A 22,725-nucleotide genomic window follows, 5' to 3' on the forward strand; every position below is an offset into this window, starting at 1 on the left:
AAACTCTCGATAAATCTTACGCGAAAAGATGGTGGTTCCGTAACCATGCGGTTTTGCCTTGCGCGGAGGCGCGGGCATCGCGGGGCGGCAGTTGCGTTGGAGTGTGTGATGAAGGGGCTCGTTGTGGGCGCAGCCGCGTTGGTTGCTGCTGGCTGGACAGCTTCGGCCGAAGCTGCCGATTTCAACTACGGCCAGCGCGCGCCCTATACCGTCAACCAGCCGCTCAACGCCTACAGCTGGGCGGGTCCGTATCTCGGCGCCAATCTCGGCTACGAATGGGGCTCGGTCAGCAACTTGCCCGTGAAGCCTGCCGGCTTCGTCGGCGGCATTCAGGCCGGCTATAATTTCCAGACCGGCCCGTGGGTGTTCGGTGTCGAAGGCGATATCCAGGCCGCCGGTGCCGACGATACTTTTGCGCCATGGAAGTTTTCCAATCCCTGGTTCGGCACTTTGCGCGGTCGCGCCGGCTACACCTTCAGCAACGTGATGGTCTACGGCACCGCGGGTCTCGCCTTCGGCGAGCTGCGCGCGCAGACCTTCGGCTGGACCGAATCGCACACCAGTGCCGGCTGGACCATCGGTGCCGGTGCGGAAGTCGGCTTCGCGCCGAACTGGAGCGCCAAGCTCGAATATCTCTACATCGATTTGTCGACGAGCCAATTCGCAATCACAGGCGTGTCAAACGGCTATAGCGCCAGCGTTGTGCGCGCAGGCGTGAACTATCACTTCTGATAGCCAAAGAAGAAAATACCGGACAACAGCCTCCCGGCCGCTCGCGGCCGGGACTTTTTTTGCGCCAGTGCTTTTCGCGCCAAGCGTTCGCTTGAAAATGCGCTAGGAGAGGATGACTAAATTGACCGCCTTCGGTCCCTTCCCCTTCTTGTCCGGCTCGACTTCAAAAGTGATGCGCTGTCCCTCGGCAAGGTCTTTTAGTCCCGCCCGCTCCACAGCAGTAATGTGAACGAAAACATCGCGACCACCATCATCCGGCTTGATGAATCCGTAGCCGCGTTCGCCGTTGAAAAACTTAACCGTTCCCGTCATGGCCATCGGGAAACTCCCCCTCATTGCTCCTCCGTCGCGACGCAGACTCACGTCACGACATGACCGGGCATTACGAAGCCCGGGAGCTGGCCATCCTTGGGCGGGCCTCATCGGCCCGGTCGGATCTTTCTTAGGCCTTCACTCCGCCGCAACCATTCGCGGAAGCGGAACGTAAAGCCAGTCACGCAAACAGCATAATACGGTTCTTTGCAGATTGACTACCGCTACTGCATCTTTTTCCCAAAGATGACGGAGCATTACGGCTTCGGCACCTCTAATCGGAATCTGGCAGCTCCGCCCTGGCCGAGCGGCATTTCCAGCTCGGGAAGGATCGTCTTGAGCTCGCCTTGCAGCGTGTATGGCGGATTGACGATGAGGAGCCCGGTGGAGGCGAGAGCCGCACCATCGAGCTGCGGTGCAACGCTGAATTCGAGGCGCAGACATTTGCCCGGTGGTTTTGCTGCGGCTGCGAGCCGCGCCACGGATTGCGCCAGAGTGTCGGTGGCGCGCCGGTTCTTGGCGGGATACCAGATTACATAGATACCGGTCGGCCATTTCGCGAAGGCGGTCGAGAAGGCCTCGCCCAGCCGCTCGAACTCGTCCTTGGCCTCGAAAGGCGGGTCGATCAGCACGAGTCCGCGCCGTTCTTTCGGCGGCACGAAAGCCGGCAACGCCATCCAGCCGTCGAGATCGACCACGCGGGCCTGCTCGTCGCGGCGCAGCACGCCGATCAGCGCCTTGCGCGCTTTCGGCTCGAGTTCGCAGGCGACGAGGCGATCCTGCGGCCGCAGCAGGCCGCGCGCGATCAGCGGCGAGCCCGGATAGGCCTTGAGCTCGCCCTTCGGATTGAAGGCGCGGACGATGTCGAGATAGGGCTTCGTCAGCGCCGCGGTTTCGTTCGAGAGGCGCGCCTGCATCAGCCGCGCGATTCCGGTCAGCCACTCGCCGCCACGCCGCGCCTCGTCGCTTTCGAGATCGTAGAGGCCGGCGCCGGCGTGGGTGTCGATGACGCGGAACGCCCCCGGCTTGTCCTGCAGATAGGTGATGATGCGCGCCAGCACGATGTGCTTGATGACATCGGCGAAGTTTCCGGCGTGGAAGGCGTGGCGATAGTTCATGGTGGAGAGTTACGACATCGCGCGACGAAAGTAACTGCCGTCATTCCGGGGCGGTACGCAGCACCGAGCCCGGAAGCCATTATCCGCATTGTCGGTGGTGAAATGGGTTCTCCGATGCGCAATTGCGCATCGTAGTTCGCGCTTCCGCGCGCCCCGGAATGACTGATTGAGGTTGCTCTACCCGCCCCGGACCGGCGGCATCGTCACCTGCTCGCGGCGGCAGGCGCGGCGTTCGATTTCCTCGCAGGCGCGGAACTGCAAATCCTTGCTGAGGCAGATGCGGACTTCCGAGAGGCGGGTCCGGTTGCAGGTGACCGAGATGGCGGCATTGCTCAGGCCCGGATTGGCCTTGATGAAGGCTTCTTCCACCTCGCCCGGCGCCACGGTCTTGGTCTGCGACAGGTCGAGATATTCGGCCGGAATCTTGATCGCCGCGCGCGCCTTGCGGATCGTCTCGAAATAATTGCGGCCGTCGAGCCCGGAGCAGGTGCCGTGCTTGTCCCACTCGTTGAAGATCAGGCCCGGCGCCGGCATCAGATCGAGCATCGAGGAGACGATGTTGCGGTTCAGCCGCGGCGAGGGCCGCTGGCAGTATTCGGGGAAGCCATTCTCGTATTGCGGCCACAGCCCGTGTACCACGAACGAATAGGGCCGGCCGTTGCATTGCATCTGCGAGCGCCCGCCGCCACGGCCGCGCTCGGAGGCTTCCTCGCAGAACGACGGCGACCACGACAGCGACAGCACGTAGAAATCGAATTCGCCGGGCGCGTTCTGCCGCTTGTCCTGGGCCTTCGCACCGCCGGCCAGGGCGACCAGCCCGGCCGCCAGGGTCAGCGAGATCATCAGGCGGGAGAACGAATGCAATCTAAACTGAAACATGGCGACGCCCCTCAACCAGACTGTGCAATAAGCCTAGCAGGCAAAGAGAACATTTCAAGAACAAAATACAAGCGACCGTCGTCCGGCCGCTTGATCCGTCCGAATCAGGACTTTTCAGATCAGGGCCTGGCGGCGCGGCAGGCGGGATTGTAGGCCCAGTTGCGGTCGAGGCCGACCATGCACCATTCAACGCCATTGCCGTAACCGGCGAAGCCGCCATCCTCGACGATCGAGAAATGCACCTTGCGCACCTTGCCGTCGTTGAGCATGGCGTCGCCGGTGCAATAGCGGCGCGGAATGTTGTCGGACTGCCAGGGCCGGAACGCGGTCTCGTGAACGGCGGAGAAGCCGGTGATTTTCAACGAGGAATTCCAGAAGGAGCTTTCCTTCTCCCAGAACTGGGTGGCGATCGTCGGCAGCGCCTTGTCGCAGTCGGCGACGGCGCCGTCATAGCGCGGTCCGCTCAGCCAGAAGTTCAGCTCCAGCGGATTGGCGGCCTTGGCCTCGCCGAGCGACAGCGCCCCGAACATGAGGCCGAACACGGCGGCAAAGCGGAGCGATTTCAGGGAGAGGGCGCGCATGGGCAATCCGGACTGCTGGTCTTGCGAAGGCTGGACGGTGCCGCGAAGGCCGGGGGAGGTCAAGTGCAACGCGGCAACACTTCGCCAGGAGTTGACCCTAACGTCGCAGCCGGCGGGGCTTCAGTTCTTTTCACTTCCATCTCGGCACCGTAAACTGGGGCCAACCAATTGGAGTGACGGGAATGCGAATCATTGCGGCCGCGGGCCTTCTTGCCCTGGGTATGATGGCGAGCCAGTCGGCGCGCGCCGATCTGCTTCCGGTGCCTCCGTTCAAGGGTAACGACACCGGCGGCATCATCGCCTATTCGATGGCGACCCAGACCGATGCGCGGCAAGTCGCGGTCGATCACTGCGCGCGCTACGGCAAGGTCGTGAAATTCCTCGCGGTGCAGGCCTATGAGGGCGGCTACATCTCGTTCTCCTGCCGCTGGGTGCCGTATGGCGCCGCCGACCGGCCGATCCGCACGCTGTATTGATACGCTTTAGCGCCAAGGCCTTTTCGTCAAGGCGTTTTCGTCAAGGCGCGTTTCGTAACGTCGCAATCTCTCAGCCGGGAGCTTCCCCATGACGCGCAAACTCGCTTTGCTCGGCTCGAGCCTTTGTCTTGCCTTGTCGGCAGGGAGTGCCAGCGCCGACGACCTGCCGGTGCGCAAGGCCGGTCTTTGGGAAATGAAGATGGTCAGGAGCGGCTCGGCGATGCCGGAAATGACCATGCAGCACTGCACCGACGAGACCGTCGACAAGGAGATGAGCAACAACGTCTCCCCGATGGCCAAGCAGATCTGCGCCAAGCAGGACATCAAGAAGACCGCGACCGGCTATGTCAGCGATTCCGAGTGCAGCGTCGCCGGCATCAGCACGACCTCTCATGCCGAGATCACCGGCGATTTCAACTCGGTCTACACGGTGACGACCACCTCGCACGCGCAAGGCGGTGCCGCCGGTGCGGCAGGCCGCGATACGACGATGACGCTGGAAGCCAAGTGGCTCGGCGCCTGCAAGCCGGAGCAGAAGCCCGGCGACATCGTGATGCCCGGCGGCTTCAAGATGAACGTGCGCGACATCGACAAGCTCAAGGCGCTGCTGCCGAAGTAAGGCGCGGTGAGTCCGTAGCCCGGATGGAGCGCAGCGAAATCCGGGGCCCTTGCGTCGCGGAGAAAGAATCCCGGATTACGCTTGCGCTCCATCCGGGCTACGGCGCCTACACCGGTATCCTTACGCTCGCCCTCAATCCGCCCATCGGGCTGTCGCCGAGGGTGATGTCGCCGCCGTGCGAGCGGGCGATGTCGCGGGCGATGGCGAGGCCAAGGCCGGTGCCGCCCTCGTCCTGGTTGCGGGCATTGTCGAGCCGCAGGAACGGCTTGAACACCTCTTCGCGCAAATGCGCGGGAATGCCCGGCCCGTCGTCGTCGACAATGACGGTCAAATATCGGTGATCGCGCTGGCCGGTGATGGCGATGCTCTTGCCGTAGCGGGCGGCGTTGGTGACGAGGTTGGCGAGGCAGCGCTTGAACGAGGCCGGTTTCACCGTGACCACCGGTAGTCCGTTGAACGCCACGGTCGCCGTGTGGCCGTGGCGCTCGGCGTCGCTGCGCAGCTCCTCGAGCGCCTGCGACATGTCGGTCGGCTGCGACTGCTCGCCGGAATCGCCGCGGGCGAACGCAAGGTAGTCCTCCAGCATCATCGACATCTCGTCGACGTCCTTGCGCATGCCCTCCATTTCAGGACTGTCGCCGATCAGCGCAAGTTCGAGCTTGAAGCGGGTCAGGATGGTGCGCAGATCGTGGCTGACGCCGGCGAGCATCGCGGTGCGCTGCTCCATCGTTCGCTCGATGCGCGACTTCATTTCGAGGAAGGCAACCGACGCGCGCCGCACCTCGCGCGCGCCGCGCGGACGGAAATTCGGCGCCTCGCGGCCCTTGCCGAAACTTTCAGCGGCATCCGCAAGCCGCAGGATCGGCTTGATCTGGTTGCGCAGGAATAGCACCGCGACGATCAGGAGGATCGAGGACGTGCCGACCATCCAGAACAGGAAGATCTCGGAGTTCGAGGCATAGGCGGCACTGCGCTGTGCGAACACGCGCATCACGGCGTCGTCGAGCTGGATGCGGATCTCGACGAGGTTGGAACGGCCGACGGTGTCGATCCAGAATGAGCGACCGATCTGGCGGCCGAGCTGCACCGACAGCGTCTGGTCGAGCAGCGAGAAGAACGGTTTTGGTCCCGGCGGCGGCATGTCGCCGGCAGGCAGGAAGTCGACGACGAGGCCGAGCCGCTGCTGCGCGATGCGGCGGATCTGGTCGCGATCCTTGTCCTGCGGATAGCCCTTGTAGACGTCGATCAGCGCGGCGATGTCCTGCACGACAGCGGCCGACAAGCGCCGCGTCACCGTGTTCCAGTGCCGCTCCATGAACACGAAGGCGACGACGGATTGCAGGATCACCATCGGCACGATCATGATCAGCAGCGCACGGGCATAGAGGCCGGTCGGCATCCAGCCCTTGAACGCGTTGCCCATCCAGCCATTGGCGGCAGAGACGCGCCCGGCGGCGCTCTTGAGCAGCGTCAGGCCGGTATCGATCGTGCTCATCGGTCGCGCTTCACTGATTTATGGCGAGGCCACCAGGCGGTAGCCGATGCCGCGCACCGCCTGGAGGAACAGCGGATTGGCCGGGTCGGTCTCGATCTTGCGCCTGAGGCGGTTGATCTGCACGTCGACGGCGCGCTCGTTGACGGTGCCGTTGCCGGTCAACGCGCTGCGCGGCACGGTCTCGCCGGGTGTCTCCGAAAGAATGCGCAGCATCTCGCGCTCGCGGTCGGTGAGGTGGATGACCTCTTCGCCCTGGCGCAGCTCGCCGCGTTCGAGATGATAGACGTAAGGACCGAACGCGATCTTCTCGACGGTCACGGCCTGCGGCGGCGGCGCGGCGCGCTTGAGGATGTTGTTGATGCGCAGTGCCAGCTCGCGCGGCTCGAACGGCTTTGCGACGTAATCGTCGGCGCCGATCTGCAGGCCCTCGATGCGGGCTTCGGCTTCGTGCCGCGCGGTCAGCATCACGATCGGCACCGAGGAGGAGGTGCGGATGAAGCGGGCGAGGTCGAAGCCGGTCTCGCCGGGCATCATCACGTCGAGGATCAACAGGTCGAAATGCAGGCCCATCAGCTTCGAGCGCGCATCGCCGGCGCTCGCGGCGGTGGTGACGCGATAGCCTTCGGCGGCGAGGAAGCGCGAGAGCAGGTCGCGGATGCGGCGGTCGTCGTCGACCAGCAGCAGATGCGGGGCGTCGTCGGCCGGTTCAACCGGCGGACGGGCGAGCGTGGCTGCGAGCGGCACGGTCACTCCTTGCTGTCTTGATTGACGGAGGCGAAGATCGTCTCGAGCACCTTGTCCGGATCGTCGCGGTCGATCATCGCGCGCAGGAAGCGCTTCACCGTGTCGGCGTCCTGCGGGTTCATCTCGGCGAGCGCCTTGGTGATGCGCGTGGTCTGGAGCCCGGCGAGCTTCTGCACCAGCGCCTCGCCCTTGGGCGTTGCGTAGAGCAGTCGCTGGCGGCGGTCATTGTCGCCGGTCTTCTGCACGATGTAGCCCTCGTCCAGCAGCTGCTTGAGCACGCGGCCGAGCGACTGTTTTGTGATGCGCAGGACGTCGAGCAGGTCGGCAACCTTCAGGCCGGGATAGCGATAGACGAAGTGCATGACCCGGTGATGGGCCCGGCCGAAGCCGAACGCCTCCAGCTCCTGGTCGGGATCGCCGACGAAGTCGCGGTAGGCGAAGAACAGTAGCTCGATGATATCCCAGCGCAAATTGCCTCCATCGCCTGCGGCCGGCCGAGGCTCGGCAGCGTCTTGAGAGGGAGTCGCGAAATTTATGTCAGGCATATTGACGTATCTTGGGTTCAATGTTACAAAACGATCAGCCCGCACGAAATTTTAGATCGTATCGCGACGGGTGGCCTCGAAGCAGGGTCGGCCGGAGTGAGCCGGACAGGCGGCGACGGCCGACGCAGATCTACCGTGCGATTGTCGAGCGGCATTTCGGCAAAACATACTGGACTTCCGCCTTCCGCAAAAGCATGTCCTCGGAGACATGCTGGCCACGGAAACCGGCCGTAACAAGGCTGGCGGTGGTCCGGCCAGAAATCCAATCAAGCCAGCCGGGCCCGAACAGGATCGGCCGGCGCCAGAACAGCGCCGCCACCGGCAGCGGGAGGCAAGGAAATGAGCATGAAATTCGACATCCAGCCCGCATCCAATCCGACACCCGAAAAGGACCGCGTCGCCAAGCTGGTGGACCCGGGCTTCGGGCGGGTCTTCACCGACCACATGGCGATCGTCCGCTACAACCAGGCCAAGGGCGGCTGGTACGAGGCGAAGATCGAGGCCCGCGCCAACTTCCAGATGGATCCGGCCGGCGCGGTCCTGCACTACGCCCAGGAAATTTTCGAGGGCCTCAAGGCCTACAAGCGCGACGACGGCGGCGTGAACCTGTTCCGCCCCGATGCCAATGCGCGCCGCTTCAAGGATTCCGCCGACCGCATGGCGATGGCGCAGATCCCCGAGGACGTCTTCATCGAGGCGGTCGAGCAGGTCGTGCGCATCGATCGTGCCTGGATGCCGGGTGGCGAGGGCAGCCTCTACCTGCGCCCCTTCATGATCGCGAGCGAGACCTTCCTCGGCGTCAAGCCGTCGTCCGAATACATCTTTGCGGTGATCGCTTCGCCAGTCGGCTCCTACTTCAAGGGCGGACCCGCGCCGGTCTCGATCTGGGTCTCGGAGAACTACACGCGCGCCGCGATCGGCGGCACCGGCGCCGTCAAGTGCGGCGGCAACTATGCCGCAAGCCTGCGCGCCCAGGCCGAGGCGATCCAGCACGGCTGCGATCAGGTCGTCTTCCTCGATGCGGTCGAGCGCCGCTACATCGAGGAGCTCGGCGGCATGAACGTTTTCTTCGTGTTCGATGGCGGCTCGCTCTCGACGCCGCCGCTCGGAACCATCCTGCCCGGCATCACCCGCGACTCCATCATCACGCTCGCCCGCGATGCCGGCAAGACCGTGCGCGAGGAGCCGTATTCGATCGATCAGTGGCGCAAGGATGCGGCGTCCGGCAAGCTGAAGGAAGCGTTCGCCTGCGGTACTGCGGCCGTGATCTCGCCGATCGGCAAGGTGCGCTCGGTGAGCGGCGATTTCGAGATCAGCGGCGGCGCCGCCGGTCCCGTTGCCATGGGCCTGCGCAAGCAGCTCGTCGACATCCAGTACGGCCGCACCAACGATCCGCACAACTGGATCCGCAAGGTGTTTTGATCTGCGATGAGCGTTTCCCCTCTCTCGCGAGTGAGAGGGGAAATGCGCAACGTTTGTGGCTTATTGCGCTATGAACGTGCTGATGCCGACACGCGACAAAACCAGGACACATCAAGCATCCTGGACATCGCGAACATGGCAACAAAACTCTCCCAGCCCATGAAATGGGTCGTTCTCGCCGCGATCACCGGCGTCTCCGTTTTCGGCATCCTCACCATCGGACCCACGCCGGAAGTCGCAGCCCAAGACCGCTCGCCGATCGTCGACGTGCGCACCACCGATCCGGAAATGAATGCCGCGATCGCGCGCGCCCGCGGCACGCTCCCCACCTTCTGGGCCTCCTATGAGGCGCCCAAACCGTCAGAGACCGGCCACTCCCTGAAAGTGCGCTTTTCGACCCGCAAGGGCGGGGAGCACATCTGGATCGCCGACGTGAAGAAGCTGCCGAACGGGGCCTATTCCGGCTTCTTCGCCAACGAGCCGCGCGACCTGCCGGGCAAACGGGCAGGCGACCCGGTCAAGTTCAGCGAAGCCGACATCTCGGACTGGATGTTCATGCGCAACGGCAAAATCGTCGGCGGCGAAACCATCAGGCCGACGCTGAAGTCGCTGCCGAAGGCGGACGCCGATGCCCTCCGGGCCCGGATGGAGCAGCCGTAGGGATGCAGTCGTCATTCCGGGATGGTCCGAAGGACCAGACCTCAGGTGCGCAGTTGCGCACCGGGGAATCTCGAGATTTCGGCTTCGATGCTGCGCATCGCCCCGGAATGACGGCGAATGGGCTGGTCCTATGGGCTCCCGGAATGCCGCAGCGGTTGCCGCACCGCGCCCCGGCTGGTAAACGCCGCGCATGGCCGAGAAACCCAAAAAACCCCAGAAACTGAAGGCGCGCCTGCCGCGCGGGCTCGAGGATCGCGATCCTGCCGCGATCCGGGCGACGCGCGAGATGGTCGAGAAGATCCGCGCCGTCTACGAGCTCTACGGGTTCGAGCCCGTCGAGACGCCGGCGATGGAATACACCGACGCGCTCGGCAAGTTCCTGCCCGACCAGGACCGTCCGAACGAGGGCGTGTTCTCGTTCCAGGACGACGACGAGCAGTGGATCAGCCTGCGCTACGATCTGACCGCGCCGCTGGCACGCTATGTCGGCGAGCGCTACGGCACCGACGGTCTGGTCCTGCCCTATCGCAGCTACCGCGTCGGCTACGTCTTCCGCAACGAGAAGCCCGGCCCCGGCCGCTTCCGCCAGTTCATGCAGTTCGATGCCGACACGGTCGGCTCGGCGACGCCGGCGGCGGATGCCGAGATCTGCATGATGGCTGCTGATACGATGGAGGCGCTCGGCATTGCGCGCGGCTCCTACGTCGTGAAGGTCAACAACCGCAAAGTGCTCGACGGTGTTCTGGAGGCCATCGGCCTTGGCGGCGACGAGAACGCAGGCCGCAGGCTGACCGTACTGCGCGCGATCGACAAGCTCGACAAGTTTTCGGCCGACGAAGTGCGCAAGCTGCTCGGGCCCGGACGCTGGGATGGCGGCGAGGAAGGCAAGGGCGACTTCACCAAGGGCGCAAACCTGAGCGAAGCCGAAGCCGACGTCGTTCTGGCCATCACCAGGCCGCGCGACAATTGGAAAGACGCAATTGCTGCCGCAGAGACCTACCTCGCCAAGAGCGAAGTCGGTCAGGCCGGCGTGAGCGAGCTGGAAGAAATTGCCGAGCTGGTGACGGCGTCCGGTTACGGCGCGGATCGCATCAAGATCGATCCGTCGGTCGTGCGCGGCCTCGAATATTACACCGGACCCGTCTACGAGGTCGAGCTGCTGCTCGAGACCAAGGACGAGAAGGGGCGCCCGGTGCGGTTCGGCTCGGTTGGTGGCGGCGGACGTTACGACGGCCTCGTCTCGCGCTTCCGCGGCGAGCCGGTACCGGCGACCGGTTTCTCGATCGGTGTGTCGCGGCTGCAGGCCGCACTGACGCTGCTCGGCAAGCTCGACACCCGGCCTGAAGCCGGCCCCGTCGTCGTCACCGTGTTCGACCGCGACCGCGTCGCCGACTATCAGAAGATGGTCGCGAGCCTTCGCACCGCCGGCATTCGCGCCGAGCTCTATCTCGGCAATCCCAAGAACATGGGCAACCAGCTCAAATATGCCGACCGCCGCAACTCGCCTTGCGTGATCATTCAGGGCTCGGACGAAAAGGCGCGCGGCGAGCTGCAGATCAAGGACCTGATCGAGGGCGCCAAGGCGGCGGCCGCGATCGCCTCGAACCAGGAATGGCGCGAGACGCGGCCGGCGCAGTTCTCGTGCAGCGAAGCCGACCTCGTCACAAAAGTGCGTGAAGTCCTGGCCCGTCATGACGTGAGCTGGGGCTAGCCATTCGCGCATCGCCTCATGCCCGGGCTTGTCCCGGGCATCCACCTCCTGTTTGATGCGCACCTCATGAACGACCGGGGTGTGCCCGGTCATTGCGACAGCAGGGAGAAGACAATGCCTGAGATCACCGTCAGCATGGCCGAGGGCCGCACCGACGAGCAGAAGGCCGGCATGATGCGCGACATCACGCAGGCGCTGGTGAAGAATCTCGGCGTCGACGCCGATGCCGTCGTCATCCAGATCAACGAAGCCCCGCTCCGCCACAAGATGAAGGGCGGCAAGACGTTCGTGGAGCGCGCGGCGGCGGCGAAGAAGTGACGCGTTAGCGTCATTCCGGGGCAGCCCGCCAGGGCTGACCACAATGCGCAACTGCGCATTGGGGAATCTCGATCGACAATCTCTGGATTCCGGGTTCGCGCTTCGCGCGCCCCGGAATGACGAGCAAGCACCATGGACGCACGCGACTTCATCACAATCGGCATGAGCGCCGAGCGCACGCTGGTGGTCCCGGCGGAGCGCACGGTCGGGCATTTCGTGCCCGGCATGCCGATGGTCTATGCGACGCCGATGATGATCCTGGAAATGGAGATGACGTCGGGCGATGCGATCCGCGCCGCGTTGCAGCCGGGCTGGGTCACTGTCGGCACCGAGGTCGATATCCGTCATCTCGCGGCCGCGCTCGTCGGCGCGACCGTGCGGACCACCGCAAAAGTCGTCGCGGTTGAGCGCCGCGTCATCCGTTTCGAGGTCGAGGCGTTCGAGGGCACGCGCAGGCTCGGCGAAGGCCGCCACGCGCGCGGTCTCGTGAATGTTGAGATGTTCAATAAAAGGCTGGGGGCGTAGCCGAGAGCGCGGTGCCGTAGGGTGGGTTAGCGAAGCGTAACCCACCAAACTTGTTCCGCAAACGCAGAAGCATGGTGGGTTACGCCTTCGGCTAACCCACCCTACCAGAGCATCTTACTTCGCCAATTCCTTCGACCGTTTCGTCGCCGCCGCGATCGCGCGGATCATCAGGTCGCGCAGGCCCGGCTCGTCCATCAGCACGCCGAGCGCAGCGGCTGTGGTGCCGCCGGGCGAGGTGACGTTCTGGCGCAGCGTAGCGGAGGGAAGCTCGGACTGGTGCAGCAGCTCGCCGGAGCCTGCGACCGTCTCGCGCGCGAGCCTGGTTGCAAGCGCCTCGGGTAGGCCCGCTTCGACGCCGGCGCGCGCGAGCTCTTCGGCGAGCAGGAACACATAGGCCGGGCCAGAACCGGAGACCGCGGTCACCGCGTCCATCAGGCCTTCATCCTCGACCCATTCGACTGAGCCCGTGGCGCGCAGCAGCGCGTCGGCGAGCGCGCGCTGACCGGCATTGACGCTCTTCGCCGCAACCGCAACCGTGATGCCGCGGCCGATCGCCGCCGGCGTGTTCGGCATCGCGCGCACCACGGCGCCGCCACAGACGTCCTCGAGCGCAGCGATCGTGGTTCCCGCCATGATCGAGACCACCGAGGTCTTCTCCGAGACAAACGATTTCAGCTTCGCGCCGGCCTCGCGGAACATCTGCGGCTTCACTGCGACGACCATCGTCTCGACGAAGCCTGCCGCCTTTGCGTCGGGATTGAGCGCGACGCCCTTGACCGCAAGCGCGGTGATCTCCGGCGAGATGAAGGGATCGACCACCGCGACGCGGCGCGGATCGAGTCCGCCCGCCAGCCATCCGGTCAGCATCGCGCCGCCCATCTTGCCGGCGCCGGCGAGAAGGATGGTACCGGTGATGTTTTTGAGAGTGCTGCTGTCTGCCACTGTGATCACCCAATCAAAAGGTGTCGTCCCTGCGTGCGCAGGGACCCATAACCACGAGTGGTCTTAACGGATGGAGGTGTTGGCAACAAGCGGTGCGCTACAAACGGCACTGCGCGGTCTGGGTCCCGGATCTTCGCTGCGCTCGTCCGGGACGACAGCGGAGGGCTGGGCGAGCCTTACGCTTCGCCCACCGTATCGAACATCGCGGCGTCCATGGCCTGCGCGGTGGTCTTGCCGGCCCACACCACGAACTGGAACGCCGGGAAGTAGCGCTCGCAGGCGTGGATGGCGCCGGCGAGCATGGCTTCGCATTGCGCGGTCGAGGCGGTGAGCCCGCCCGGCAGCACCAGCGCCTGGCGGTGCATGATCATGCCGGTGTTGGTCCACAGGTCGAAATGGCCGACCCACAACTGCTCGTTGACGGCTGCAACGAGCCGCTGCACCTCGCCCCGCCGCGGCATCGGAATCTTCATGTCGAAGGCGCACGCCAGATGCAGCGCCTCGATCTCACTCATCCAGGTGAAGGAGATCTGGTAGTCGGTCCACTGTCCCTTGGAGACAATGGTCAGCTCGTCTTCGCCGGAGCGTTCGAACGGCCAGTTGTTGCTGGCAGCGATATCCTCCACCACCGCGAGCGGGTGATTTCGGGAATCGATATTGCCTTCGAGCAGGGACATGCCGTCTCGACCTCTTGCCTTCTTGTTGTCCTTGATACGCACGCGGTTGGGCCCGGCGCGCGCTCCCTAAACGTCGTCGATCTCGGGAGTCGCTTTCGTGATCTCCTGGGACCGGCGCGGCCTGTCGCGGATCAAGTGATGTGATTTGCGGAATCTGCGCAACTGGCTGCCGAGTCCGTCCACAAGCCAGGACTCGTTCGTCCACAGCTCATCTCGGCCACAATTGTTAACGAATAGAACAAACAGGAATCGGATTCCGAAGGCTGGCCGTTCGTTAATTCCGCCGCGCGATGGCTGGGTCGCCATCGCAGCATGGGACCATGCGGTTTTTTGCTGCGGAACACGCTTGCTGCGGCCCCGGACCGGCGTCATATTTCCACTCAGGTCGTTCAATCCCGAGCGGCCGATGTTCTCAGGGCGGGGTGAAAGTCCCCACCGGCGGTAAGGGCCGAAAGGCCTAAGCCCGCGAGCGCCTTCTCGAAGGATTTGTTTCCAACGGGAAGGGTCAGCAGATTCGGTGCAACTCCGAAGCCGACGGTTAAAGTCCGGATGAAAGAGAACGGTCGGTGGCAGACGCATCGCAGGATGCGGCTGTTTGTCGTTCCGTGTGCCCTGATTCTGGTCCTTTGAAGGAAAGCCATGAATCAGATGCTGCAAGATCCCCAAACCGAAACGTCCCAGACCCAACCGCCGGTTCCACAGGATCCGGGGAAGGAGCATCCGCGCTTCGCAAAGCCGCAGCGGGTGGCCTTCGTGCAGGCCTGCTGGCACCGCGACGTGGTCGAGGAAGCCCGCATTGCCTTCATGAAGGAGGCCGAGGCGCGCCACCTCACCCATGTCGACGTGTTCGAGGTGCCGGGCTCGTTCGAGATCCCGCTGCATGCGCAGGTCCTCGCCAAGACGCGGCGCTACACCGCGATCGTCGCGGCCGGCCTCGTCGTTGACGGCGGCATCTATCGTCACGAATTCGTCGCCGACACCGTGATCAAGGCGCTGATGGACGTGCAGCTGCGCACCGAAGTGCCGGTGTTCTCCGCCGTGCTGACGCCGCAGCAATTCCACGAGACCGAAGTGCACTACGATTTCTTCCGCAGGCATTTTACGATCAAGGGCATCGAGGTTGCGGCCGCCTGTGCCGAGACGTTGCACGGCCTGGAGCGCCTGCGCGGCCAGGTCGCGGCTGGAATTGTGTAGAAGTTAGAGGTCACAAAAGCTCTCGCCCCTCATCCTGAGGAGCGCGCAGCGCGTCTCGAAGGATGAAGGCCACAGCGGGGCCTGCATGGTTCGAGACGGCGCTGCGCGCCTCCTCACCATGAGGGTCTATTAGTGTCGCGGAGGCGTCGCCCTTCACACGCCGCTGATTGTCAATCCCGCCGCCGTCCCTATAAAGTCGGCGGCGGGAGGAGGCCGTGCCGTGGAGACGGGCGGCCGACAAGATCATGTTCGAAGGACACGATCCCTATCTCGTCGCGCTCTCTGTGGCGATCGCGAGTCTGGGTGGCTATACCGGCTTTGCGCTTGCTGCTCGCATCCGCAACACGCCCGGCGTCAGTAACCGCGTTCTGCTCGCGGGCGCGGCCGCGTTTCTGGCCGTCGGCATCTGGACCATGCATTTCGTCGGCATGCTGGCCGCGCCGCTGCCGCCCGACACGGTCTATCTGGTGCTCCCCACCATCATCTCGTTCCTGATCTGCGCGCTGGTGGTCGGCATCTCGCTGTTCTTTGTCTCGATCGGCGAGCCCACGCTGAAGCGGGTGGCATCGTCGGCCGTTCTGCTCGGCGTCGGCATCGCCAGCATGCATTATGTCGGCATCCATGGCCTCGCCGGTCACTTCAGCATCGTGCACGACAAGGCCATGGTGGCGCTGTCGGTCGTGGTGGCGATCGTCACCGCTTATGGCGGCCTGCGCGCCTTTCTGGCGCAGCAGGAAGGCGTCCGGCTGATCGTCAGCTCGATCGTGTTCGGCATCGCCGTCTCCGGCATGCATTACACCGCGATGCTTGGCATGCATTTCGAGCCGCTGACGGGCGCGGCGCATCACCACGCCGGCGGCGGCCTTGCCGCGTCGCAGCAAATCCTGTCGATCATCGTGGCCGTGCTGTGCTTCGTCATCGCGGCCGGCTTCCTGCTGTCGCTCGTCCCCGATCAACGGCGTCAGGCTTCGAACTCTGCGGCTGCCGAACCGGTTGCTTCGCCGGTCGCGGCGGCCGCCATTGAACTGATTGCTGCGCCGGCTGCAGCTCCGCGTCCTGTGGCCCCGCTCGGCGGTCTCGGTCAGCCGCCGCGTGCGCCCGTTCCCCGGTTGCCGGTCGAGAGCGCCGACGGCACGCACTTCATCGAGACGGCGAACGTCCGCAGCGTCCGGGCCGATGCCCACTACACCCGCGTCCATGACGGCACCCGTGAGCGGATGTGCCCGTGGTCGATCTCGGAAGCCGAGGCGCAGCTCGACCCCTCGTTGTTCCTCCGGGTCCACCGCAGCCATATCGTCGCGATCCCCCATGTCGCGCTGGTCCGGAAGGAGGGCGATGGCGCCGTGCTCGAGCTCGACGGCCCGTCGCCGCACCGGGTGCCGGTGAGCCGCGCCAAGATTGCCGAGGTGAAGGCCCGGCTGGGACTGGCGAACCGGCGGCAGGCGTAAAGTCTCGAAGCAAGCTCTCTCGCTCCCTCGCCCCGTTCTTACGGGGCCGCGACGAGCTTCGCTCGCGCTGAGAGGGGTGGGGTGAGGGGCCCTCTCCGTACGTGAGATCGCCGTGAGGCCTGTACCCCCTCACCCGGATTGCATCTTGCGATGCAATCCGACCTCTCCCCGCAAGCGGGGCGAGGTGAAGGGTCGCCCCACCTGACGCAATTCGTGCGTTCAGGGCCGCAACTCGTGCGAAATCCGCTGTTCCGTGCCCGAATGATTGCGGCTCGCCCGGTCCGGAGTGACCGTCCCCTCCAACGTCCGCGCCGTCACGCGCCAAGGACGAATGTGGGAGGAGATGATGATCCCGGGCTCATTCAGCTATCACCGGCCGGCGAGTGTCGCCGACGCCGTCAAGCTTCTATCCGACCTCGGCGAGGATGCGCGGCCACTGGCCGGCGGGCACAGCCTGGTGCCGATGATGAAGCTTCGGCTCGCCACCCCCGCCCATCTGATTGATCTGCACGGCATCGCCGCCCTCAAGGGCATCAGCCGCAGCGGCAATAATCTCGTCATCGGCGCGATGACCACCCAGCACGAGTTGCTGGCCTCGGATGAGGTCGCCAAGTCGATGCCGATCCTGCATGAGGCGGCGCTGCTGATCGCGGACCCGCAGGTGCGCTATCGCGGCACGATCGGCGGCAATGTCGCCAATGGCGATCCCGGCAACGACATGCCGGCGCTGGTGATGACGCTGGGTGCGACCTATCGCCTCGAAGGCGCCGGCGGCGCCCGTGACGTCGCTGCGGCCGACTTCTACCAGGGCGCCTATTTCACCGCGCTCGAGCCTGGCGAGATCCTCACCTCCGTTTCGGTCCCCGTGCCGGCGGCCGGCCACGGCTATGCCTATGAAAAGCTCAAGCGCAAGGTCGGTGACTACGCAACGGCGGCTGCCGCTGTCGTCCTGACCATGTCCGGCGGCAAGGTCGCGACCTGCTCGATCGGGCTCACCAATGTCCACGAGACGCCGCTACTCGCCGCCGACGCGGCCAAGGCAGTGATCGGCACCAGCCTCGACGCGGCGACGCTGAAGAAGGCCGCCGCGGCAGCCGAAGCGATCATGGCGCCGGCCGCGGATGCGCGCGGTCCGGTCGAATACCGAAAACATGTCGGCGGCATCATGGTGACGCGGGCGCTGCAGCGCGCAGCTAGCCGAGCGAAGTGAGGGGAGAGGATCGATGGCCAAAACACACGTCACCATGAAGGTGAACGGCGCCGAGGTCGAAGGCCTCGTCGAGCCGCGCACGCTGCTGGTGCATTTCATCCGCGAGAATCTGCAGATGACCGGCACCCATATCGGCTGCGAGACCACCCATTGCGGCGCCTGCACCGTCGATATCGACGGCATGTCGGTGAAATCCTGCACGATGTTCGCGGTGCAGGCCGAGGGCAGCGACATCACGACGGTCGAAGGCATGGCCAATGCCGACGGCACGTTGTCGGCGCTGCAAGAAGGCTTCCGCATGATGCACGGCCTGCAATGCGGCTTCTGCACCCCCGGCATGATCATGCGGGCGCATCGGCTGCTTAAGGAAAATCCGTCGCCGAGCGAGCAGGAGATCCGGATGGGCATCTCCGGCAATATCTGCCGCTGCACCGGCTACCAGAACATCGTCAAAGCCATTCAATACGCCGCCGCAAAGATCAACGGCGTGGAATTCCGGGAGGCCGCAGAATGAACGACATGACTCCCACGCGGGAACAACGCGAAGCCGCGCTCGAAGGCATGGGCTGCAAGCGCAAGCGCGTCGAGGACATCCGCTTCACCCAAGGCAAGGGCAATTACGTCGATGACGTCAAGCTGCCGGGCATGCTGCACGGCGACTTCGTTCGCTCGCCGCATCCGCATGCGCGCGTCAAGAAGATCGACGACAGCGCGGCGCTGAAGGTCCCCGGCGTGCTCGCGGTCATCACCGCCGAGACGCTGAAGACCGTCAACCTCGCCTGGATGCCGACGCTCGCCGGCGACGTGCAGATGGTGCTGGCCGACGGCAAGGTGCTGTTCCAGAACCAGGAGGTCGCCTTCGTCGTCGCCACCGACCGCTATGCGGCCGATGACGGCATCAACGCGGTCATCGTCGAATACGAGCCGCTGCCGCCGCTGGTCGACCCCTTCAAGTCGATGGACAAGGATGCGCCGGTGCTGCGCGAGGACCTCGTCGGCAAGATGTCCGGCGCGCATGGTCCGCGCAAGCACGACAACCACATCTTCGAGTGGACCGTCGGCGACAAGGAGTTGACCGATGCGGCCTTCAACAAGGCCGAGGTCAAGATCAAGGAGATGATCTCCTATCACCGCACCCATCCGTCGCCGCTGGAGACATGCCAGTGCGTCTGCTCTTTCGACAAGATCAAGGGCGAGCTGACGATCTATGGTACGTTCCAGGCCCCGCATGTGATCCGCACCGTGGTGGCGCTGATCGCAAAGCTGCCGGAGCAGAAGATCCACGTCATCGCCCCCGATATCGGCGGCGGCTTCGGCAACAAGGTCGGCGCCTATCCCGGCTATATCTGCGCGGCCGTGGCCTCCATTGTCACCGGCAAGCCGGTGAAATGGGTCGAGGACCGCATCGAGAACCTGACCGCGACCTCGTTCGCGCGCGATTATCACATGACCACCGAGATCGCCGCGACCAAGGACGGCAAGGTCACCGGGCTGCGCGTGCATGTGCTCGCCGATCACGGCGCGTTCGACGCCTGCGCCGACCCGTCGAAATGGCCGGCCGGCTTCTTCAACATCGTCACGGGCTCCTATGACTTCCCGACCGCGCATCTGGCAGTGGACGGCGTCTACACCAACAAGGCGCCCGGCGGCGTCGCCTACCGCTGCTCGTTCCGAGTCACCGAGGCCGCCTACTGCATCGAGCGCGCCATGGATATTCTGGCGCAGAAGCTCAACATGGATCCGGCCGAGCTGCGGCTGAAGAACTTCATCAAGCCGGAGCAGTTCCCGTATCACTCGGCGCTGGGTTGGGAATACGATTCCGGCGACTACCACACCGCCATGCGCAAGATGATGGAGACGACCGGCTACGCCGCGCTCCGCAAGGAGCAGGCGGAGAAGCGGGCCGCGTTCGCACGCGGCGAGACCCGCGAGATTATGGGGCTCGGCATCTCCTTCTTCACCGAGATCGTCGGCGCCGGCCCGTCGAAGAATTGCGACATCCTGGGCATCGCGATGTTCGATTCCTGTGAGATCCGCATGCACCCGACCGGTGCGGGCATCGCGCGGATGGGCACCAAGAGCCAGGGCCAGGGCCACGAGACCACCTGGGCCCAGATCATCGCGACCGAGATCGGCATTCCCGCCGACAACATCATGGTGGAAGAGGGCAACACCGACACTGCGCCTTACGGGCTCGGCACCTACGGTTCGCGCTCGACCCCGGTGGCGGGCGCCGCGATCGCGATGGCTGCGCGAAAGATCAAGGCCAAGGCGCAGATGATTGCGGCCTACAAGCTCGAGGTCCACGAGGACGATCTCGAATTCGACATCGACGGTTTCCGGGTGAAAGGCCTGCCGGAAAAATTCATGTCGATGAAGGATATCTGCTGGGCGGCGTACAACTCGGTTCCCCCTGGCATGGAGCCGGGGCTGGAGGCGGTCAGCTATTACGATCCGCCCAACATGACCTATCCGTTCGGCGCCTATCTCTGCGTGATGGACATCGACGTCGATACCGGCGTGTACAAGGTCCGGCGCTTCTATGCGCTCGACGATTGCGGCACCCGCATCAACCCGATGATCATCGAGGGCCAGGTCCATGGCGGCCTGACCGAGGCCTTCGCCATCGCGATGGGCCAGGAGATCCGCTACGACGACGTCGGTAACGTCGTCACCGGCTCGTTCATGGACTTCTTCATGCCGACCGCGGTGGAGACGCCGCATTGGGAGACCGACTTCACCGTCACCCCGTCGCCGCATCATCCGATCGGTGCCAAGGGCGTCGGCGAAAGCCCGAATGTCGGCGGCGTGCCGGCGTTCTCCAACGCCGTCAACGATGCGTTCTCGTTCCTGGGATCCACGCACATCCAGATGCCGCACGATTTCTGGCGCAACTGGAAGGCGGCGAAGGATCTGGGGGCGGTGGCGTAGTGTTGTCGTCATTGCGAGGAGCGAAGCGACGAAGCAATCCAGACTTTCTTTGCCGTGGCATTCCTGGATTGCTTCGCTTCGCTCGCAATGACGGAGGAATACGGAGATGAAAAACCGAGACGAGATCGCGCAAGCCTTGGCCGCATCGGGCTACATCGCCGATGCGGATCTCGCGACCGCGATCTCGCTGATGCAATTGTTGCGGCGTCCGCTGTTGCTGGAAGGCGAGGCGGGCGTCGGCAAGACCGAGGTGGCGAAGGCGCTGGCAAAAGTGCACGCGACCGAGCTGATCCGGCTGCAATGTTATGAAGGCCTCGATCAATCCGCCGCGCTTTACGAGTGGAACTACCAGCGGCAGTTGCTGGCGATCCAGGCGCATCGCGGCACCGACAGCATCGAGGACCAGGTGTTCTCGGAAAAATACCTGCTGGAGCGTCCCTTGCTCGCCGCGATCCGCCGGCCGCAGGCGCCGGTCCTGCTGATCGACGAGATCGATCGCGCCGACGACGAGTTCGAGGCCTTTCTGCTGGAGCTGCTGTCGGACTTCCAGGTCTCGATCCCCGAGCTCGGTACCATCCCTGCGGTCACCGTCCCGCATGTCGTGCTGACTTCGAACGGCACGCGCGAGCTCTCCGACGCCTTGCGCCGGCGCTGCCTCTATCACTATGTCGATTACCCCGACGTCGATCGCGAGACCCGCATCATTCTCGCGCGGGTCGCAGGCGCGAGCCCGTCGCTGTCGCTCCAGATCGCGCGCATGGTCGAGGGCGTGCGCAAGGAGGAGCTGCGCAAAGTCCCGGGTGTCGCGGAGACGCTGGATTGGGCAGCCGCTCTCGTCGGTCTCGACATCCGCGATCTCCACGACGCGCCCGAGATTGTGCAGGAGACGCTGGTCTGCCTGCTCAAGACCCACGAGGACCGCGCCCGCGTCACACCCGAGGTGACGCAGCGCCTGCTGGGGAGGGTCGCATGAGCTGCTGTGGCTCCAGCCCCGGATATGACGACCTCCACGAGGTCTCGCGCCTCGTGTCCGCGAGGCTTGCCGCCTTCCTGCGCACGCTGCGTGATGCCGGCTTCCGCGTTGGGCTGGCCGAAGGGCAGGATGCCGCGACGCTGATGTCGGCGGGCTATGCGGCGCGGCCGGGCCTGCTGCGCGCGGCGTTCAAGCACCTGTTCTCGGCGCGCAAATCCGACTGGGACAAGTTCGATGGGCTGTTCGATGCGTTCTGGCTGGGCAAGCGCGTGCGGTCGCGCTCTCGCACGATGGGTTCGGCCCCAGGCGCCAGCAATCCGTCGCTGAAGAGCCTGCAGGACAAGTCGGCGGAGCAGGGTGGCAGCCAGTCCGCCACCGACCAGCTTCCGTCCTCCGACGACGCGCCGGACGGCCGTTCCGGCGAGGGCCGCATGGAAGGCGCCTCGCGCGCCGAGAACTTTGCGGAGGTCGATTTCCGAAAGCTCAGCGATCCCGATCAGGTCGCGCAAGCCCATGAGGCCGCTGCGCAACTCGCCAAGGCCATGCGGACGCGGCTGACCCGGCGGGACCTCGCACGCCGGCGCGGCTACCGGCTCGATCTTCGCCGCACCATCCATCGCAATATCAGCCATGGCGGCGTGCCGATCACCCTCGTCAAGCGGCAGCGCAAGGACAAGCCGCTGCGGCTGGTCGTGCTGCTCGATGCCTCGGGCTCGATGAGCATGTACACAGCCGTGTTCCTGCGTTTCATCCACGGCGTGCTCGACCAGTTCCGCGAGGCCGAGGCGTTTTTGTTCCACACGCGCCTTGCCTATGTCTCCGATGCGATGAAGGAGAAGGACGCCGGCCGTGCGCTCGACCGTCTCTCCATCATGGCGCAGGGCGCGGGCGGCGGCACCAGGATCGGCGAGAGCCTGCAGACCTTCAACCGATGGCACGCCGCGCGCGTGATCCATTCGCGTAGCTGCGTGATGATCGTGTCCGACGGCTACGAGACCGGCGATGCCGCTTTGCTCGGCCGCGAGATGGCAGCGCTGCACCGGCGCTGCCGCCGTATCGTCTGGCTCAATCCGATGATGGCGTGGGAGGGCTACACGCCCGAGGCGCGCGGCATCAAGGCCGCACTGCCGCATGTCGATCTCTACGCGCCAGCCAATTCGCTGCAAAGCCTGCGCGCACTCGAGCCCTATCTGGCCAAGCTCTAGGGGATGTT

24 protein-coding genes and 1 riboswitch are annotated in these 22,725 nt (G+C 64.8%); of the genes, 15 read left to right on the top strand and 9 right to left on the bottom strand.

What is annotated here, in order from left to right; all coding sequences use genetic code 11:
* Window positions 1-108: 108 nt before the first annotated feature.
* A complete protein-coding gene (locus tag VGR99_RS07150) occupies window positions 109-732 on the top strand; it encodes an outer membrane protein (protein ID WP_326897619.1) in 624 nt (207 codons plus the stop codon).
* Window positions 733-834: 102 nt separating this feature from the next.
* On the opposite strand, the gene VGR99_RS07155 is transcribed toward VGR99_RS07150, so the two are convergent.
* The 4 genes from VGR99_RS07155 to VGR99_RS07170 form a co-directional block, all read right to left on the bottom strand.
* Window positions 835-1,050: a cold-shock protein gene (locus tag VGR99_RS07155; protein ID WP_008544396.1), complete on the bottom strand. Its 216-nt coding sequence runs from the start codon at window positions 1,048-1,050 to the stop codon at window positions 835-837.
* A gap of 251 nt (window positions 1,051-1,301) precedes the next feature.
* A complete protein-coding gene (locus VGR99_RS07160; RefSeq protein WP_326897620.1) occupies window positions 1,302-2,162 on the bottom strand; it encodes a 23S rRNA (adenine(2030)-N(6))-methyltransferase RlmJ in 861 nt (286 codons plus the stop codon).
* A 177-nt stretch (window positions 2,163-2,339) separates the two neighbouring features.
* Window positions 2,340-3,041: a ribonuclease T2 gene (locus tag VGR99_RS07165; protein ID WP_326897622.1), complete on the bottom strand. Its 702-nt coding sequence runs from the start codon at window positions 3,039-3,041 to the stop codon at window positions 2,340-2,342.
* A gap of 119 nt (window positions 3,042-3,160) precedes the next feature.
* The gene (locus VGR99_RS07170; RefSeq protein ID WP_326897623.1) at window positions 3,161-3,622 is read right to left on the bottom strand and encodes a hypothetical protein; all 462 of its coding nucleotides are present in this window, start codon (window positions 3,620-3,622) and stop codon (window positions 3,161-3,163) included.
* Window positions 3,623-3,804: 182 nt separating this feature from the next.
* Here VGR99_RS07170 and VGR99_RS07175 point away from each other — a divergent pair, with 182 nt between their 5' ends.
* Together VGR99_RS07175 and VGR99_RS07180 are read left to right on the top strand one after the other, a co-directional pair.
* Complete coding sequence (locus VGR99_RS07175; protein WP_194477821.1) at window positions 3,805-4,098, top strand: hypothetical protein; 294 nt, start codon at window positions 3,805-3,807, stop codon at window positions 4,096-4,098.
* 88 nt (window positions 4,099-4,186) lie between these two features.
* The gene (locus tag VGR99_RS07180) at window positions 4,187-4,717 is read left to right on the top strand and encodes a DUF3617 domain-containing protein (protein WP_326897624.1); all 531 of its coding nucleotides are present in this window, start codon (window positions 4,187-4,189) and stop codon (window positions 4,715-4,717) included.
* A 106-nt stretch (window positions 4,718-4,823) separates the two neighbouring features.
* On the opposite strand, the gene VGR99_RS07185 is transcribed toward VGR99_RS07180, so the two are convergent.
* The 3 genes from VGR99_RS07185 to VGR99_RS07195 are packed head-to-tail and all read right to left on the bottom strand — an operon-like array spanning window position 4,824 to window position 7,501.
* A complete protein-coding gene (locus VGR99_RS07185) occupies window positions 4,824-6,212 on the bottom strand; it encodes an ATP-binding protein (RefSeq protein ID WP_326897625.1) in 1,389 nt (462 codons plus the stop codon).
* 18 nt (window positions 6,213-6,230) lie between these two features.
* Window positions 6,231-6,962 (bottom strand): response regulator transcription factor, encoded by a 732-nt coding sequence (locus VGR99_RS07190; protein ID WP_326897626.1) that lies wholly within the window; start codon window positions 6,960-6,962, stop codon window positions 6,231-6,233.
* Window positions 6,959-7,501, bottom strand: coding sequence for a MarR family transcriptional regulator (locus VGR99_RS07195; protein WP_326897627.1), 543 nt, complete (start codon window positions 7,499-7,501; stop codon window positions 6,959-6,961). The genes VGR99_RS07190 and VGR99_RS07195 overlap by 4 nt, the downstream gene beginning before the upstream one ends.
* Window positions 7,502-7,840: 339 nt before the next feature.
* Here VGR99_RS07195 and VGR99_RS07200 point away from each other — a divergent pair, with 339 nt between their 5' ends.
* The 5 genes from VGR99_RS07200 (at window position 7,841) to VGR99_RS07220 (ending at window position 12,137) form a co-directional block, all read left to right on the top strand.
* Window positions 7,841-8,923, top strand: coding sequence for a branched-chain amino acid aminotransferase (locus VGR99_RS07200; protein WP_326897628.1), 1,083 nt, complete (start codon window positions 7,841-7,843; stop codon window positions 8,921-8,923).
* Window positions 8,924-9,058: 135 nt separating this feature from the next.
* Window positions 9,059-9,583, top strand: a complete 525-nt coding sequence (locus VGR99_RS07205) for a YegJ family protein (RefSeq protein ID WP_326897629.1) — start codon at window positions 9,059-9,061, stop codon at window positions 9,581-9,583.
* Window positions 9,584-9,773: 190 nt separating this feature from the next.
* Complete coding sequence (gene hisS / locus VGR99_RS07210) at window positions 9,774-11,294, top strand: histidine--tRNA ligase (protein ID WP_326897630.1); 1,521 nt, start codon at window positions 9,774-9,776, stop codon at window positions 11,292-11,294.
* Between the two features lie 114 nt (window positions 11,295-11,408).
* On the top strand, window positions 11,409-11,612 hold the full coding sequence (locus VGR99_RS07215) for a tautomerase family protein (protein ID WP_008144861.1): 204 nt from the start codon (window positions 11,409-11,411) through the stop codon (window positions 11,610-11,612).
* 132 nt (window positions 11,613-11,744) lie between these two features.
* Window positions 11,745-12,137, top strand: coding sequence for a thioesterase family protein (locus VGR99_RS07220; protein ID WP_326897632.1), 393 nt, complete (start codon window positions 11,745-11,747; stop codon window positions 12,135-12,137).
* Between the two features lie 114 nt (window positions 12,138-12,251).
* Here VGR99_RS07220 and proC read toward each other — a convergent pair whose 3' ends face one another.
* Together proC and VGR99_RS07230 are read right to left on the bottom strand one after the other, a co-directional pair.
* The gene (proC, locus tag VGR99_RS07225; protein ID WP_326897633.1) at window positions 12,252-13,088 is read right to left on the bottom strand and encodes a pyrroline-5-carboxylate reductase; all 837 of its coding nucleotides are present in this window, start codon (window positions 13,086-13,088) and stop codon (window positions 12,252-12,254) included.
* Between the two features lie 167 nt (window positions 13,089-13,255).
* Window positions 13,256-13,756 carry a YbjN domain-containing protein gene (locus VGR99_RS07230; protein ID WP_326897634.1) on the bottom strand — a complete coding sequence of 167 codons (501 nt, stop codon included), beginning with the start codon at window positions 13,754-13,756 and terminating at the stop codon, window positions 13,256-13,258.
* Window positions 13,757-14,160: 404 nt separating this feature from the next.
* Window positions 14,161-14,321, top strand: a riboswitch (FMN riboswitch).
* 74 nt (window positions 14,322-14,395) lie between these two features.
* On the opposite strand from VGR99_RS07230, the gene VGR99_RS07235 reads away from it, so the two are divergent.
* The 7 genes from VGR99_RS07235 to VGR99_RS07265 all read left to right on the top strand — a co-directional run bounded on the left by VGR99_RS07235 (window position 14,396) and on the right by VGR99_RS07265 (window position 22,717).
* Window positions 14,396-14,950 (top strand): 6,7-dimethyl-8-ribityllumazine synthase, encoded by a 555-nt coding sequence (locus tag VGR99_RS07235; protein WP_326897635.1) that lies wholly within the window; start codon window positions 14,396-14,398, stop codon window positions 14,948-14,950.
* A gap of 245 nt (window positions 14,951-15,195) precedes the next feature.
* Complete coding sequence (locus VGR99_RS07240; RefSeq protein ID WP_326897711.1) at window positions 15,196-16,398, top strand: MHYT domain-containing protein; 1,203 nt, start codon at window positions 15,196-15,198, stop codon at window positions 16,396-16,398.
* Between the two features lie 346 nt (window positions 16,399-16,744).
* Complete coding sequence (locus VGR99_RS07245; RefSeq protein ID WP_326897712.1) at window positions 16,745-17,608, top strand: xanthine dehydrogenase family protein subunit M; 864 nt, start codon at window positions 16,745-16,747, stop codon at window positions 17,606-17,608.
* Between the two features lie 13 nt (window positions 17,609-17,621).
* Entirely contained in the window at window positions 17,622-18,122 is a 501-nt protein-coding gene (locus tag VGR99_RS07250; RefSeq protein WP_326897636.1) for a (2Fe-2S)-binding protein, read from the top strand.
* Window positions 18,119-20,539, top strand: a complete 2,421-nt coding sequence (locus tag VGR99_RS07255) for an aerobic carbon-monoxide dehydrogenase large subunit (protein ID WP_326897637.1) — start codon at window positions 18,119-18,121, stop codon at window positions 20,537-20,539. Before VGR99_RS07250 ends, VGR99_RS07255 begins: the two co-directional genes overlap by 4 nt.
* Before the next feature lie 106 nt (window positions 20,540-20,645).
* Window positions 20,646-21,512 carry a MoxR family ATPase gene (locus tag VGR99_RS07260; RefSeq protein ID WP_326897638.1) on the top strand — a complete coding sequence of 289 codons (867 nt, stop codon included), beginning with the start codon at window positions 20,646-20,648 and terminating at the stop codon, window positions 21,510-21,512.
* Window positions 21,509-22,717 (top strand): VWA domain-containing protein, encoded by a 1,209-nt coding sequence (locus VGR99_RS07265; protein WP_326897639.1) that lies wholly within the window; start codon window positions 21,509-21,511, stop codon window positions 22,715-22,717. The genes VGR99_RS07260 and VGR99_RS07265 overlap by 4 nt, the downstream gene beginning before the upstream one ends.
* Window positions 22,718-22,725: the final 8 nt, after the last annotated feature.

Origin of the sequence: Bradyrhizobium sp., from assembly GCF_035935975.1 — a bacterium.
In the GTDB taxonomy this organism is placed as follows: domain Bacteria; phylum Pseudomonadota; class Alphaproteobacteria; order Rhizobiales; family Xanthobacteraceae; genus Bradyrhizobium.